The following is a 13,080-nucleotide window of genomic DNA, read 5'->3' as shown; positions in this document are numbered from 1 at the left end:
CTGGAGGCCGTGGCCGTCCCGGTCAACGCCAAGTTGGCCGGATATTCAATCGGCGCCTGGGGCGGGACCACAATGGGTGCCGCCTGCGCCGGAGTGGCTGTAAAGGTTGTCGGCAGGACCGCGGCGAACAATCCGAGGGCGGCGGCGCAGGCGAGCCCGGCCGTCGTCGTTCTTTTCAAAGCTCTCAATCAAGTACTCGCTTAACTATTCTTGGACCTCAAGCGGCATCCGTTGGGTGGGATTGTGCAGTGATGAAATTTATGCGGTGATGAAACGTTCGACGGCGGTCGCTGGGCGGACGCGTTCGTCTTCGGGGATGTCGCCGGCGAAAGCCAGCCACTGTGCAAACTTGTCTCCCCGCTCAACCAGTTGGTGGTACATGGCCTTGCGCATGGTGCTGACCCGGTCGCGGTAGATGGGCACGTCGATGACATTGATGAGTTCGTTGGGATCGGCAATCATGTCGTAGAACTCGTCGATGCCTTCAGGGTTGGCGATGTACTTCACCTCCTTGTTACGGATCATGCGCTGGGCATAGGGGAAGTGGTGGCCGTGGAATTCACACAGGATGTCCTCGCGCCAACCGTCCACGTCCTCACCTGCTGCCAGCGGCAACAAGCTGCTGCCATGAACGCCAGAGGCGTCCGCCCCGGCAATGTCATGGAACGTGGCCGTGAAGTCCAGCAGACTGACAAACTTGTCCTCGCGGCGTTCCTGTTCGCCGGGGAGGGCAAGAATGGCCGGTATGCGGTAAATGTCCTCATACATGGCCGGACCCTTGTCGTTGAGCCGGTGCGCACCTGTGAACTCTCCATGGTCAGCAGTGAACATGACGGCGGTGGAATCGGTGAGTCCCAACTCGTCAAGAACTGCCAAAATGCGACCAATTTCATGGTCGATCATGGACACGTAGCCCCAGTACACGGCAGTGATCTTTTTCCACTCATCCACGGTGAAGCAGTCCGTGGACCAGTACTCGGCATACGTTTGCTGAATCATGGGCTTGCCATGGAACGTCTCGGCAAACGAGCCGGGCAGTTCCACCGTTTCCGGATCCACCATGTCGTACCATTCACGCGGAATCAGGTACGGCAGGTGCGGGCCAAAGATGTGGCAGGACAGGAAGAACGGCGTGCCGTCGTCCTCCTGAAGGGCCCCGGCCGCAAACTCGCGCAGCTTGGCGATGGTCTGGTCCGCCAGGAAAGCCTCAAACGTGGCCCCTGTTGGCTGATCCGTCACACCGGCGATCAAGTGGCCCTGGCTGCCATCGGCCCGCGTGGTGTACACGGGGCTGGAGATGTGGAAGTCAGGGTAGTCGTTGGCCTTGAGCCAGTCCTCATAACCCGGGTCATCAAAAACGTTCAGTGCCCCCGGCAGGTGTATGCCTTCAAAGCCGTAAAACTCCGGGCCGCGGTCCTTGCCCACATGCCACTTGCCGACGTGCCCCAACCGGTAGCCCTGATCGATCAGCGCTGCGGAGAACGTGGGAAGGCCCTCGGGGAGTTCCTCCCGGTGTCCCGAGTTCCACTCGTAGTTGGCCAGTAGGCCATGTTCGAACGGCTGGAGCCCCGTGAGCAGGCTGGCACGCGCGGGAGTACAGATAGCGGTGGGCGTGTAGGCCCTGTCAAAAGTGGTTCCCCGCGCGGCCAGCCGGTCAAGGTTGGGGGTGTGGTTGGAGGTGTTGCCGTAACAGCCCAGAGTATCGATGCGCTGCTGGTCCGTCATCAGGAACAGCATGTTTTGGCGTGGTGTTGCAGAGTTCATTGAAAGCTATACCTTAGGAGCGGCGACGAACAGTTCGGAGTTGTAGAAGGTCTTGGGATCAACCACGGCAGGAATCTTGTCGGCGGCCTTGAACTGCTCCTGCAGGGCATTCAACCAGGTGTAGACGGTGCCCTTGGAGGAAAGGTCTTCCAGTTCCTTGGACGTGAACAGCTTGGCCACGCTGGCCTGGGCGGCCATGTCTTCTTCCTTGAGCTTGAGGAACTTGGCCGTGGCTGCGATGGTCTTGTCCTGGTTGTCGAAGCGGTAGTCGTTCGCGCTCTTGATCACCGAGATGAAGTTGGTTGCCAGTTCCTTGTCCTTCGCGCCGCGGCCCGCGCCTGCCACGAACGTGGAGGGGAACGTGAGCTGGTCGATGAAGTCCTCGTTGGAGAACAGCTCGACGAGGTCCGGCTGGCCCTTCTTGGCACTGTCGATCAGCGGGTACCACAGTGCTGCACCATCAATTTGCTTGGCGGCGAAGGCTGCCACGATGGCCGGCGGCTCCATGGCGATAATGTCGAAGTCCTCGCGGGTCAAGCCTTCCTTCTTCAAAGCCAATGAGAACAACTGGTCGCCGGAGGTACCGGTGGGGATGGCCACCTTCTTGCCCTTCAAAGCGGCCAGAGTCTTGAATTCCGGCTGGGCGATGATGCGGTCGGCGTTGGAGACGGAGTTTACGGCCCAGATCTCTGCTTTGCCGGAGGCCGGCAGCCAGAGTGCACCGGAGCCGATGTAGGCCACGTCGACGTTGTTGGTGCCCAGTGCCTGGATGGCCAGCGGGCCGTTGGTGAAGGGAAGGTACTTCGGCTTCAGGCCGGCCTTGGCCCAGTAGCCTTCCTGATCAGCAACAGCCATGAGGCCTGCACCGTTGTAGTCGGCAATGTAGCCAACCTTGATCTCCACTGTATCCTTCGCTGCCGGTGCACCGGCTGAACCGGCGTCGTCCTTCGCGCCGCAGGCGGCCAGCAGCGAGATGGCTGCGGCACCCATGGAGAGTTGAAGTACATTGCGGCGGGAAATTGAAGCGGACATGGGTCCTCCTGATTGTGTGCGTTCCATCGTCGGAACGCGGCTAAATGTTTGGAAAGTCGAAAAGAGTGCGGTTGATGCGCCAGTGCTACTGGTGGGCTTCGGCAACGCCGGGCTGGTGGTAAACGGCGGCCCATACCTCGGAGCGGAGTTTTGCGAACTCGTCGGAAAGCCGCATTTTTTCCGTACGTGGGTAGGGCAGGTCGATCTTGATTTCCTTGAAGATCCGTCCTGGCCTTGCTGCCATGACGATCACGCGGGACGCCAGGAACACTGATTCGTCCACGTCGTGGGTGACGAACATGACGGTGCGGCGTTCCTTCGTCCAGGTTTCCAGTAGCTGTTCCTGCATGTGGACACGGGTCAGTGCGTCCAAGGCACCGAAGGGCTCATCCATGAGCAGGATCTCCGGGTTGACGGCGTAGGCGCGGGCAATGGCACAGCGCTGTTTCATGCCGCCGGAGAGTTCCTTGGGCAGGGCCTCCGCAAAATGTGACAGGCCCACTAGTTCAAGGTAGTGGTCAACGATGGTGCGGCGTTCCTTGGCCGGAACCTTCTTCAGTTCCAGTCCAAACTCCACATTCTTACGAACGGTCAGCCAAGGAAAAAGAGCGTACTGCTGAAAGATGACGCCCGTGCGGGTGCTGGGGCCGGTGACGGGCCGGTCATCAACCATGACGCGGCCGCTGGTGGGTTCAAGCAGCCCTGCTGCTGCGTTGAGCATGGTGGACTTGCCGCAGCCGGAGGGGCCCACGACGGTGACGAACTCGCCGTCGGCGATGTCCAGGTTCACGCCGTCGAGCGCGGTGAAGGTGTTGCCTGTCAGGGTGAACTCTTGGCGCAGATCCTCGAAACGGATCATGGCGTTGTTTGTTGTATTTGTCATGGGAGGTCCTTAGCGGCGTTCCTGCCAGCGGGTCAGATGGGCTTCTATCATCAGCAGCAGGCGGTCCATGACCAGGCCAAGGATACCGATGACAATCACGTTGACGAGGATGGTGGGCATGTCATAGAACTGCTGAGCTTGCTGCATCCGCATGCCGAGTCCGTTGGGGGCTGCGATGAGCTCGGCAGCAACCACGGTGGCCCAGCCAGCACCCAAACCGATGCGCATACCGACCAAAATGAAGGGTGAGGAGGCAGGGACAACGACACGCATGAAGATCACGTAGCTGCCTGCGCCCAAGACGCGGGCTGCGTTGATCAAGGTCTTGTCCACGCTCACCACACCTTGATAGGTGGAGATGACGCAGGACAGGAACGCGGCCAGGAAGATGACGAAGATCTTCGGTGTTTCACCGATGCCCATGGTGACCATGACGAGGGGGAGCAGCGCCAGGGGAGGGATGGTGCGGAAGAACTGCACCCAGGGCTCGATGATGGCGCGGCCAACCTGATACCAGCCCATGATGAAGCCAACAGGTATGGCCAGCAGGCTTCCGATCAGGAAACCGCTCAGTACACGGGCCAGGGAGGCGCCGGTATCTTCACCGAGCGTTCCGTCCGCCAAGACTTCCCCGCCACGGATGAGGACCTCCAAAGGCCCTGGCAGGCCAACGATCCCGACGGCCGAAAACGCGGTCCAAGCAGCAAGGCCTGCAATGACCGAGACAATGTTGATGGCCAGCAGGGTCTTGCGGTTCAGCTTGCGGCCGTTTTTGTCGGCCTTCTTCCTGGGTGCCGGTGGCGAGTCCGCAGGCGCATCATTGCGTGTGGCGGTGTTGCCCGGGGCGGGTGGGGTGTAGACCGAATTGACGGTATCTTTTGGTGCCATTGCTCAAATATATGACACGGGTCACGTGATGTCAATGCTGTTTACATAAATAGGCTTGCCACTATTTTTGTGACGCACGCAACGGCTGCTGAGGGTTCCGAAAGTGCTGTTTAGGGGAAGTGTGGCCAGCGGAAGAGTGTCAGTTGAGGGTGGCCAGTGCCCAATGGTTCAAGGCCATGTGCGCGGCACCATCACTGCCGGTGGTTGGTGCGAAGGTTGCATTGCTGATGGTGGTGGAGCGCGGGCCCAGCTCCAGGTGCTGTCCTGCCAGTGCCATCCGAACCGGCGCCAAAAGTGGTTCACCAAACTGTGAAAGCTCCCCGGCAATCACTACGCGGCTCGGATCAAGCAGTACACAGGCACTGACGATGGCTCGGGCCAGCAATTCTCCCGCCCATTCCACAATGCCCGTGGCGATGTCATTGCCCTCTACTGCCGCCTGTGCCAAGTCGGCTATGGAGTCAAAGGCCTGTCCCCGCCGTGCAGCCTCATGCAGGACATTGCCTTCTCTGATAAAGCTCTCGAGGCAGCCGTTTCGGCCACACCAACAAACGGGGCCGGCAAAGTCAACGCTGATGTGCCCCAACTCGCCGGCAATGCCGCTGCCGCCGCGAAGGAGTGCGCCGTTGGTGAGTACTGCTGAACTGATGCCGGCCGAAAGCACCACGTACAGCAGGTCCTCGCTGTCTTTCCCGTAGGCCATGGCTGCGAGGCGAATATTGTTATCCCACAGCAGGGGAGCGGGCAGCAGTTCACGCAGTGCCGCCAGAGACGCACCCTGGGGATCGGTCTGCTGTTCGACGCCGTCAGCGAGGGATTTGGGGTCGGCATGGCGGCTGGCGATGCCCACTCCAGTGCCAATGATCGTTGCAGGGTTGATGTGACCGGCGCTAATGAGGGATTGAACGATGCCAGCGGCATCGTGGACCTTGGCCTCAAGACTGGCCGTGCTGGAGACGTCCTTGTGTTCGGTGACCACGGTGGAGCCGTCAAAGCCGAGGACGGAGACACTGATGCGGCGCCTGCCCAGTTCGATTCCGACGGCTGCACCAACGTTGGGGTTGAGGGAAAGGACTTTTGTGGGCCGTCCCTGACGGCCGGTTGTGTGGAGCAGCTGATCGTTTTCGATCAGCACGCTGCGCTGCCGCAGGTCTCCGACGATGGCAGAAAGTGTGGTGCGGGACAGGTTGGTATCCGTCTCCAGCTGCCGACGGGTCCGCTTGCCATGAGTGGCAAGTGTTTCCAATACGCGCAGTTCATGCCGGCGTCGCACCGCCTGCAAAGCGTTGTCTTCCGTTGCCAAAACGTCCCCCAGCTCTCTGTCCCGGGATTCCAGGAGCCCCGGAGTGGCCAAAAATGGGCCTACTCGCACTATTTATGTAAAGTCTATTGCCTTTATTTGTTTTTGGGGAGGGTGGCCGGTTCAACACTTCGTGCCGCCCTGATGAATTCCCGAATGAGGAATACATCCTTGACGCCACGCGTGGCTTCAACGCCACTTGATACATCGACCCCGCTGGGTTGCAACGTGGCAGCCAGGGTGGCCACGTTGGCAGGGTTGAGCCCACCGGCCAGCAACCAGAACCCCTTGGGTACCCCGTCCGCAAGCAGGTGCGCATCAAAAACCATCCCAGCTCCGGGCTCGACGGCGTCCAGCAGGATCCGCTCGGATTCCCACGACCGCTTTTCCGCCGCCCCCAGAGCGGTGTATGCGGCTGCCGAGAAAGCCCGCAGGGTGCGAAAACCCTCTCCGTGGAGCCGGGCCATGTCCACTAAAGTTTCATCACCGTGCAGCTGTACGGTGGAAACGCCAGCCTCGCATGCAGTCTTCACCACCTCGTCGATGGGTTGATTGCGGAATACGCCAACGGTCTCAATGCTTCGGGGAACGTCGCGGCAGAGTTTTGCCGCTTGCATGGCCGAGATGGTTCGTGGGCTGCCAGGGGCGAACACGAAGCCAACGGCGTCCGCGCCGGCGGCTACGGCCGCAGCAACTGTTTCGACAGTCTGCAGACCGCAAATCTTGACGTACATACCCACGTTTGTTCCTGATTCGTCCATGCCGCTCATGTGAGGAACCGTTTGTCCGGATCCTTCAGCCATGTTAACAGCGTTCGGATGAGCAGGGGTGCCATGTGGTGGCAGTGACGCTGAAAACAACCATGGACTCAAGATTTCGCAAGGAACCCGCCTCCCAGCGTATGGATTCCGTCAAGAACGCTTTTGCCCGCCCAGGACGGTGGTTCCATGGATCATGAACGAAAATCCACTGCAGGATGTCGAATGCCAGCCAGAGCCGGCCAGGGCCACGGACTTTGTTGCCGTGGATGACGCGGGCGCGTTTTCCCATCATTGCTCCAGGGCAGAACTGATTTCCAGCTTCGAATACCCGGACGAAGTGATCTGCATTCTCGATCGCCAGGGACGCTGCCGTCGTCTGCTCCTGGATTCCTCTAGGACGTTGGTGCTCAGCAGAATCCACGGAGCGGCAGAATTTTCCTGGTTGCAACAAAACTGGACGAAGTCGCAGCAACTTTTTCCTCGACAGCACAGAATTCGCCGTTTCCATGCGCTCACGCTCGAATGCCTCGTCGCCGACATTTTCGAGACGTTGTCTCTTGGGCAACACACCGCCGAGCTGGGTGGTTCAGCGGGCGAATTGGTGCATGACCGCTATGGGCACACGTACAGGGTGGTCAGTCACCCCGGGAGTGGGTTCCACTCAGGGAGAAATGTCGGGCTTTGGTATGTGGAAGTCAAAGTGCCGTGAAGGGACTTGCTCAGGCGAAGACGGCGGCGGCCATGGCCCACATGACGTAGCCGCTGACAGGCACCAAAACCAGCCACTCGCGCACAGAGCCGGCATTGCCCAACAAGGGCAAGGCAACATTGCCTCCCGGACGCCACATGTCCTTGACCAGCGGCATGCGGCGCACCATCCGGGGTGGTTTTATGCGCAGCGGCCACAGGAGGTTGCAACCGCCTGTGGTGAGCATGTCCCCGGCAAGGTGGATGGCGACACCCAAGCCCATGGACAGGGGGAACCAGTACGGCTGCTGTGGGGCATACATGGTGACGAATACACCGACGGCGACGCCCACGATCCACGGAAATTTCTGCATGGTGTCCGGGATGAACTTCAACGCCTTCGCGGCGAAGGATGCCAAGAGGACGGAGAGGATGCCCGCACCGGGAAAGATGGTGCCGAAACCTGGCAGCTCCATGGTCCACATGCCCGCCAGCGCGGCTATTGCGACAAAGACCGCAAGACCCAACACTGAATGTGTGCCGTGCCGGTGCCCGCCGGACATCCTGCCGACCTGGATGCACATGACGTTCGACAGCGGCGGAAGCGAATTCGCGATGGTTGCGTGCCGGTGGTCTGCATCGGGCACGAGGGCGGCGCCGGCCGTCACCATGGCCCCGGCCACTATCCCACTCGGCGTGAGATCGAGCAGACCCAACCCGAGCGTGAGCTGTTCAGGCACAACCGGCAGCACCTGGTGCAATCCACCCAGCCCCACCTCAATCTGTGTGGTCAGGGCCAGCCAGATGGCTGCGCCGCTGGCCGCGTGATGGGCTCCCATCATGAGGGCACGTCCTTGCATGTTCGGGTTCTCTGTTCTGATCCCGCAATACGTGGACAAAACCTGCTGCTGCAAGCCTACGCGCAGCCTCTGACACTGCCGGACCCTGGCCTGCCACCGGGGAATTGACATGCAATCCGTCCATCACACAGGGCAACTCGAATGTATGTTCTATTCCTCTGGCAACCTTAGGCTGCGCTCGCAGGCAGACCTTCCCGGGCCCCATGCGCGGCGCACGGTACGCACATGAGCCACGAACAAGTTGAGAACCAGCCAGACGAAGATCCCAGCCCCAGCAGCGCTCATTGCGGCAGCGGTGGGCCGCAAGGGGGATAATTGCTGGTGGCGGCCTGCCGGCTGTCCGAATCGCCAACCCTAAGGGAGCAAAGTGTCTGCGCTGAAGCAACAACTCAAGACCGACGTCGTCGTGCACATGAAGGCTGGCAACAAGGTTGCGCTGACAACAGTTCGCAACGTCCTGGGTGAAATAGAAACACGTGAAAAGGGCGGCAAGATGCCCGTCGAATTCGACGACGCCCAAGTGACCACACTGCTTCAAAAAGAAGCTGCCAAGCGCCGCGACACGGCAAAGATCTACGCCGACGCCGGAGAAGGGGACCGGGCAGCAGCAGAAATCAGCGAGGCAGAAGTCATCGAAGCGTACCTGCCCCAGCCCCTTGACGCCGACGCAGCGGCAGGCATTGTCGATCGAATCATCACAGGCCTTGAAGCGGAACAGGGCCCTTTGACCATGCGGCAGATGGGACTGGCAATGAAGCCCATCACCGCTGAAATCGCCGGCCGCTTCGACGGCAAGGCCATTTCGGAAATGGTCCGCAAGCGCCTGCAGTGAACCAGCTGGCCCAAACATAAGTTTGAACCCCAATTTTCAACCCTGCCATGATGCGGGGGATATCAACTGCCTTTCACTTCACATGAAACGCACAGCACAAGAGGTGGAACCCAGATGATCAAACTGCAGCAAGACAACGAGGGGTTTGTTCGCATGAGCAGGCACTTTCCTGCCAAGACCATTATTGCCATTGCCTTCTCCGACGGCACTGTTGGCGAATACACAGGGCGGCGAATGAACGAAATCTACGACGAGGCCTTGGCCTCGTTCCGGCTGGGCAACAACCTCGACGCCAAGGGCTTTGACCGCAACCACCCGAAAATCCACCGCAGGAACGCGGTGGACATCGTCCCAGTCCAGGCGGGCATGGCCCCCTAGCGTTTAGCGCGGCGCCCGGCTTCCCATCGACCGATCCGCAGAAACGGCTCCCAGCCCTCGGTACGGAGGCAATTGGTATCGGTGCAGCCGCCACGGGTGTGAAGACCAACACCGTGTGGCGGCTGCGACGCGGCCGACACACCCGCCGCTGCCTGATCCACAATGGATTGGCACTGCGCTTCCGTGGCGTTGGAGATGAACTCCTTGCGAGCCGTGAGCAGCACCTTGCCCAGATCGCAGCGGTATTGCCCCGCCACGGAAGCCAAGCCCAAAACAAAAGCAACGCCCCAGTCGGGCAGCAGCGAAAAGTCGCCTCCGCCGTCGTACTGTCCAACGGCCTGGGCAATACCGAAGTACAAGGACGCCGCCGTCAACAGGGTCAGCAAGATCAGCCATTTGCCGGTGGATACATGGAAGTTGAACAACATGCGCCGGTGCAAATAGCCGCTGCGCTCGCGGTTGTGGGAGTACGTTTTGGGAAACTGAATCTGCTGGCGAAAGCCCGGCCGGGCCACTGATTCTTCCGATGTGAACCAGCGGTCAAAATCGCCGTTGGTGAACTGTTTGGTACGGGCAACTTCGCGGGTTGCACGCAGTTGCTGGAGTTCGGCTGTGTAGTGGGCGATCTGGCGAGGGCTGTCCAAGGCGCCAAACTTGCGGGCGTCGTGAAGGTCGGCGAGAAGCTCAGGAATCTCAATGCGTTCCTTCCTCATGAAGAAGGCTGCGATGACAGAAATGGCCAGGCCGTACGCCGCAAGGATCACCACGGTGAAACTGACTCCCGGCAGGGAAAGCACGCTGACCGGGTCGCTGACCTCGTCGAAGTGGGATGCAGCCATGCTGGAGGTGATTCCCACGATGTAGTTCACCACGAGGGTCAGCAGACCCAGGATCATGACCGTGTGGAAGAACTGCTGGCCGCGATGCCGCGTCTCCAGGTTGGGGCCAGCGGCAATGACTGATTTCCGGCGCTGCCAAGTCTTTCACGCTATCGAACACAGGTGTAGTGGCAAGAATATGCGCAGACGTTACTCCATCATGTGGAGAATCGTTGCGGGTTACGTAGGATCGGAAGCTGGAGGCGGGCCGTGAAATTCCCGAAGGGCCGCCGTGAAACTCGAAAGGTCTCATGCTGACCACCCTTATTCCTCTTTTCATCGGCCTCGTTGTGCTGGTGGTGCTCATCGTGGCCGGGGCCGTTATCTCTCGAATGGCCCTGCACATTGCCAGCCCCGACCAGGCCCTTGTCATCTCCTCAAAGGACAACAAAAGCCAGCCGGACCCCAACAGCCAGCGAGTGGTTTTTGGCCGGATCTTCATCAACCCGTTCACGCAGCGCGCCTACCCGCTGTCACTGGCGTCCCGTCAGGTGTCCTTGAAGATTGAGGGCATTTCCAAGAACGGCATCAAGCTTCACCTCACCGGCGTGGCGCAGGTCAAGGTTGGCGGTGACGCGGATTCGGTCCGCAAGGCAGCGCAGCGTTTCCTCAACCAGCAGGACGCCATTGACCACTACACGCAGGAGACCCTCTCGGGCTCGTTGCGTTCCATTGTGGGCACCCTGACAGTGGAGTCCATCATCAAGGACCGCGCCACCTTCGCCAAGAGCGTGAAGGAGGAAGCTGAGCACTCGATGCACAACCAGGGACTGGAGATCGATACGTTCCAGATCCAGTCGGTTGATGACGAGACCGGTTACCTGCGCAACCTTGGACGGCCCGAGGCGGCACTGGCCGAGAAGAATGCCAAGATCGCTGAAGCCCAGTTCCTGCAGGAGGCAGAGCAGGCCAAGGCCATCGCCGACGAGCAGGTGGCACTGGCCCAGCAGCAGTTGATCATCAAGCGTGCAGAACTCAAGGAAGTGGCGGACGCCCGTCAGGCACGTGCCGATGCCGCTGGCCCCCTTGCCGCGGCAGAGCAGAACGAGCAGGTCATCATCCGTGACCAGCAGGTTGCGTTGCGTCGTGCAGAACTGCGTGAAAGGGAGCTCGACACCGAGGTCCGCAAGCCGGCAGACGCGGAGAAGTACCGCCTGATCCAGCAGGCTGACGCCAAGCTGGAAGAACGACGCCGGTCCTCGGAGGCTGCGGAAATCGAAGCCACCGTGGAACTCGCCAAGCGCAAGCTCACGGCTGAGGGCGACAGGGTGGCTGCCGAGGCAGACGCTGCGGCCGCTACCGCCCGTGGTAACGCCGAGGCGGCAGTGATCGAGGCCAGGGGCCGTGCCGATGCGACAGTCATCAAGTCACGTGGCCAGGCCGAAGCCGAATCGACGGAGGCCAAGGGTGTGGCGGAAGCTGCCGGCATCGCCGCACAGGCGGAAGCCTACGAGAAGTTCAACGACGCTGCGATCCTCAGCAAGGTCCTTGAAGTACTTCCAGCCATGGCACGGGAAGTTGCCGCGCCGATGTCCGCCATCAAGAACATGACGGTGGTCTCCAACGACGGCGCCAGCCAGTTGAGCAAGAACGTCTCCAACGGTGTCCACCAGACAACCCAGCTGATCAAGGACTCAACGGGGCTTGACCTCATCAGCCTGCTTCAGGGGATGGGCGGCGGAACGCCCGGCGGAACTTCAAACGGCGAATCCAACGGTTCGGCAGATGCAAAGTCTCCGGAGTTGGAAAAGCACTAGCAGGACCACCAGTTACAAAATCGCAGGAACCTCTCCAGCCTGGCGGTGCATCCGAAGGATGTGCAGCTAGGCTGGAGCCATGTCTGCCACCTCTTCATTGATCCACGATCTGCCCCGCCACACAGTGCGCCGTGCCGTTGTCTCCTCCATGGCGAACAACATCTACCTCATCACTGCCAAGGACACTGGCGCCCAGGTGCTCATAGACGCGGCCGACGAGCTGCCGGCCATCAATAAACTCTTCCAGGATGCAACGGGGGATGCCGCGGTGCCCACATCGTTGGCCATGATCGCCACTACCCATCAGCACTGGGATCATGTGCGTGCCCTGGCCGCCCTGGTGGAGCAGACTGGAACCCCCACTGCTGCGGGTGCGGAGGACGTCGCCGGAATCATCTCCGAAACTGGCGTTGCAACGAGCCATGCACTGGCCGACGGCGGCACACTCGCAGTGGACGGGATCGAACTGGCCACCGTGCACCTGCGCGGCCATACCCCCGGATCCATCGCCTTTGTCCTGCAGGAAGCAGACACCACCTTGATTTTCAGCGGCGATTCTCTGTTCCCCGGAGGCATCGGCAACACGGGGGAGAGCCCCCAGCGGTTCACCAGCCTGCTTAACGACGTCCAGGACCGCCTGTTCAACCGCTATGCCGACGACGCCGTGGTTCTGCCCGGCCACGGCAACGCCACCACGCTCGGTGCTGAACGTCCCTCTCTTCCGCAGTGGCGCCAGCGCGGCTGGTAGGGACTTGAACTAAGCTGGGCGCATGTACTTCATTGTTGTGAAATTCGCTGTCAAGCCGGAATCCGCCGAACAGTTCATGGACCTGGTGGCCCCGTTCACCCAGGCAACCCGGGCAGAGCCCGGGAACCTGTGGTTTGACTGGTCGCGCAGTGTGGAAGACCCCAACGAGTTTGTCCTCGTCGAGGCCTTCCTTGACGACGACGCCGCAGGCGCTCACGTCTCCAGCGACCATTTCAAGGCCGGTCTTGAGTCCATGCGTCCCGCATTGTCCGCAACCCCCAGGATCGTCTCCCGCAAGGTTGACGGGGACTC

At 60.6% G+C, this 13,080-nt stretch carries 14 protein-coding genes; 6 read left to right on the top strand and 8 right to left on the bottom strand.

The genetic code is table 11. The features are described 5' to 3' along the window. Positions 1-258: 258 nt before the first annotated feature. The 6 genes from Q4P21_RS14150 to Q4P21_RS14125 form a co-directional block, all read right to left on the bottom strand. On the bottom strand, positions 259-1,764 hold the full coding sequence (locus Q4P21_RS14150; protein WP_303389385.1) for a sulfatase-like hydrolase/transferase: 1,506 nt from the start codon (positions 1,762-1,764) through the stop codon (positions 259-261). Between the two features lie 6 nt (positions 1,765-1,770). Beyond that, positions 1,771-2,796, bottom strand: a complete 1,026-nt coding sequence (locus Q4P21_RS14145; RefSeq protein WP_303389384.1) for an aliphatic sulfonate ABC transporter substrate-binding protein — start codon at positions 2,794-2,796, stop codon at positions 1,771-1,773. 85 nt (positions 2,797-2,881) lie between these two features. Beyond that, positions 2,882-3,679: an ABC transporter ATP-binding protein gene (locus Q4P21_RS14140; protein WP_207344320.1), complete on the bottom strand. Its 798-nt coding sequence runs from the start codon at positions 3,677-3,679 to the stop codon at positions 2,882-2,884. Positions 3,680-3,688: 9 nt separating this feature from the next. After that, positions 3,689-4,567: an ABC transporter permease gene (locus Q4P21_RS14135; RefSeq protein WP_303389383.1), complete on the bottom strand. Its 879-nt coding sequence runs from the start codon at positions 4,565-4,567 to the stop codon at positions 3,689-3,691. A 139-nt stretch (positions 4,568-4,706) separates the two neighbouring features. Beyond that, entirely contained in the window at positions 4,707-5,939 is a 1,233-nt protein-coding gene (locus Q4P21_RS14130; RefSeq protein WP_303389382.1) for an ROK family protein, read from the bottom strand. Positions 5,940-5,962: 23 nt separating this feature from the next. Next, positions 5,963-6,670 (bottom strand): phosphoribosylanthranilate isomerase, encoded by a 708-nt coding sequence (locus Q4P21_RS14125; protein ID WP_303389381.1) that lies wholly within the window; start codon positions 6,668-6,670, stop codon positions 5,963-5,965. A gap of 151 nt (positions 6,671-6,821) precedes the next feature. On the opposite strand from Q4P21_RS14125, the gene Q4P21_RS14120 reads away from it, so the two are divergent. Beyond that, positions 6,822-7,337 carry a hypothetical protein gene (locus Q4P21_RS14120; RefSeq protein WP_303389380.1) on the top strand — a complete coding sequence of 172 codons (516 nt, stop codon included), beginning with the start codon at positions 6,822-6,824 and terminating at the stop codon, positions 7,335-7,337. Positions 7,338-7,347: 10 nt separating this feature from the next. Here Q4P21_RS14120 and Q4P21_RS14115 read toward each other — a convergent pair whose 3' ends face one another. Further along, on the bottom strand, positions 7,348-8,157 hold the full coding sequence (locus Q4P21_RS14115; protein WP_303389379.1) for a metal-dependent hydrolase: 810 nt from the start codon (positions 8,155-8,157) through the stop codon (positions 7,348-7,350). 385 nt (positions 8,158-8,542) lie between these two features. Here Q4P21_RS14115 and Q4P21_RS14110 point away from each other — a divergent pair, with 385 nt between their 5' ends. Continuing rightward, on the top strand, positions 8,543-9,007 hold the full coding sequence (locus tag Q4P21_RS14110; protein ID WP_303389378.1) for a GatB/YqeY domain-containing protein: 465 nt from the start codon (positions 8,543-8,545) through the stop codon (positions 9,005-9,007). 153 nt (positions 9,008-9,160) lie between these two features. Beyond that, positions 9,161-9,385 (top strand): hypothetical protein, encoded by a 225-nt coding sequence (locus Q4P21_RS14105; RefSeq protein ID WP_369598904.1) that lies wholly within the window; start codon positions 9,161-9,163, stop codon positions 9,383-9,385. Here Q4P21_RS14105 and Q4P21_RS14100 read toward each other — a convergent pair. Beyond that, positions 9,382-10,281: a hypothetical protein gene (locus tag Q4P21_RS14100; RefSeq protein WP_303389376.1), complete on the bottom strand. Its 900-nt coding sequence runs from the start codon at positions 10,279-10,281 to the stop codon at positions 9,382-9,384. The genes Q4P21_RS14105 and Q4P21_RS14100 overlap by 4 nt on opposite strands. 233 nt (positions 10,282-10,514) lie before the next feature. Here Q4P21_RS14100 and Q4P21_RS14095 point away from each other — a divergent pair, with 233 nt between their 5' ends. The 3 genes from Q4P21_RS14095 to Q4P21_RS14085 all read left to right on the top strand — a co-directional run. Next, the gene (locus tag Q4P21_RS14095; protein ID WP_303389375.1) at positions 10,515-12,020 is read left to right on the top strand and encodes a flotillin family protein; all 1,506 of its coding nucleotides are present in this window, start codon (positions 10,515-10,517) and stop codon (positions 12,018-12,020) included. 79 nt (positions 12,021-12,099) lie between these two features. Then, positions 12,100-12,768: an MBL fold metallo-hydrolase gene (locus tag Q4P21_RS14090; protein ID WP_303389374.1), complete on the top strand. Its 669-nt coding sequence runs from the start codon at positions 12,100-12,102 to the stop codon at positions 12,766-12,768. A 22-nt stretch (positions 12,769-12,790) separates the two neighbouring features. Beyond that, positions 12,791-13,080 (top strand): putative quinol monooxygenase (locus Q4P21_RS14085; protein ID WP_303389373.1); only part of this gene is annotated, 290 nt, incomplete at its 3' end.

Origin of the sequence: Arthrobacter sp., from assembly GCF_030540645.1 — a bacterium.
In the GTDB taxonomy this organism is placed as follows: Bacteria; Actinomycetota; Actinomycetes; order Actinomycetales; family Micrococcaceae; genus Specibacter.
This window is presented reverse-complemented; position numbering and strand designations above follow the sequence as displayed.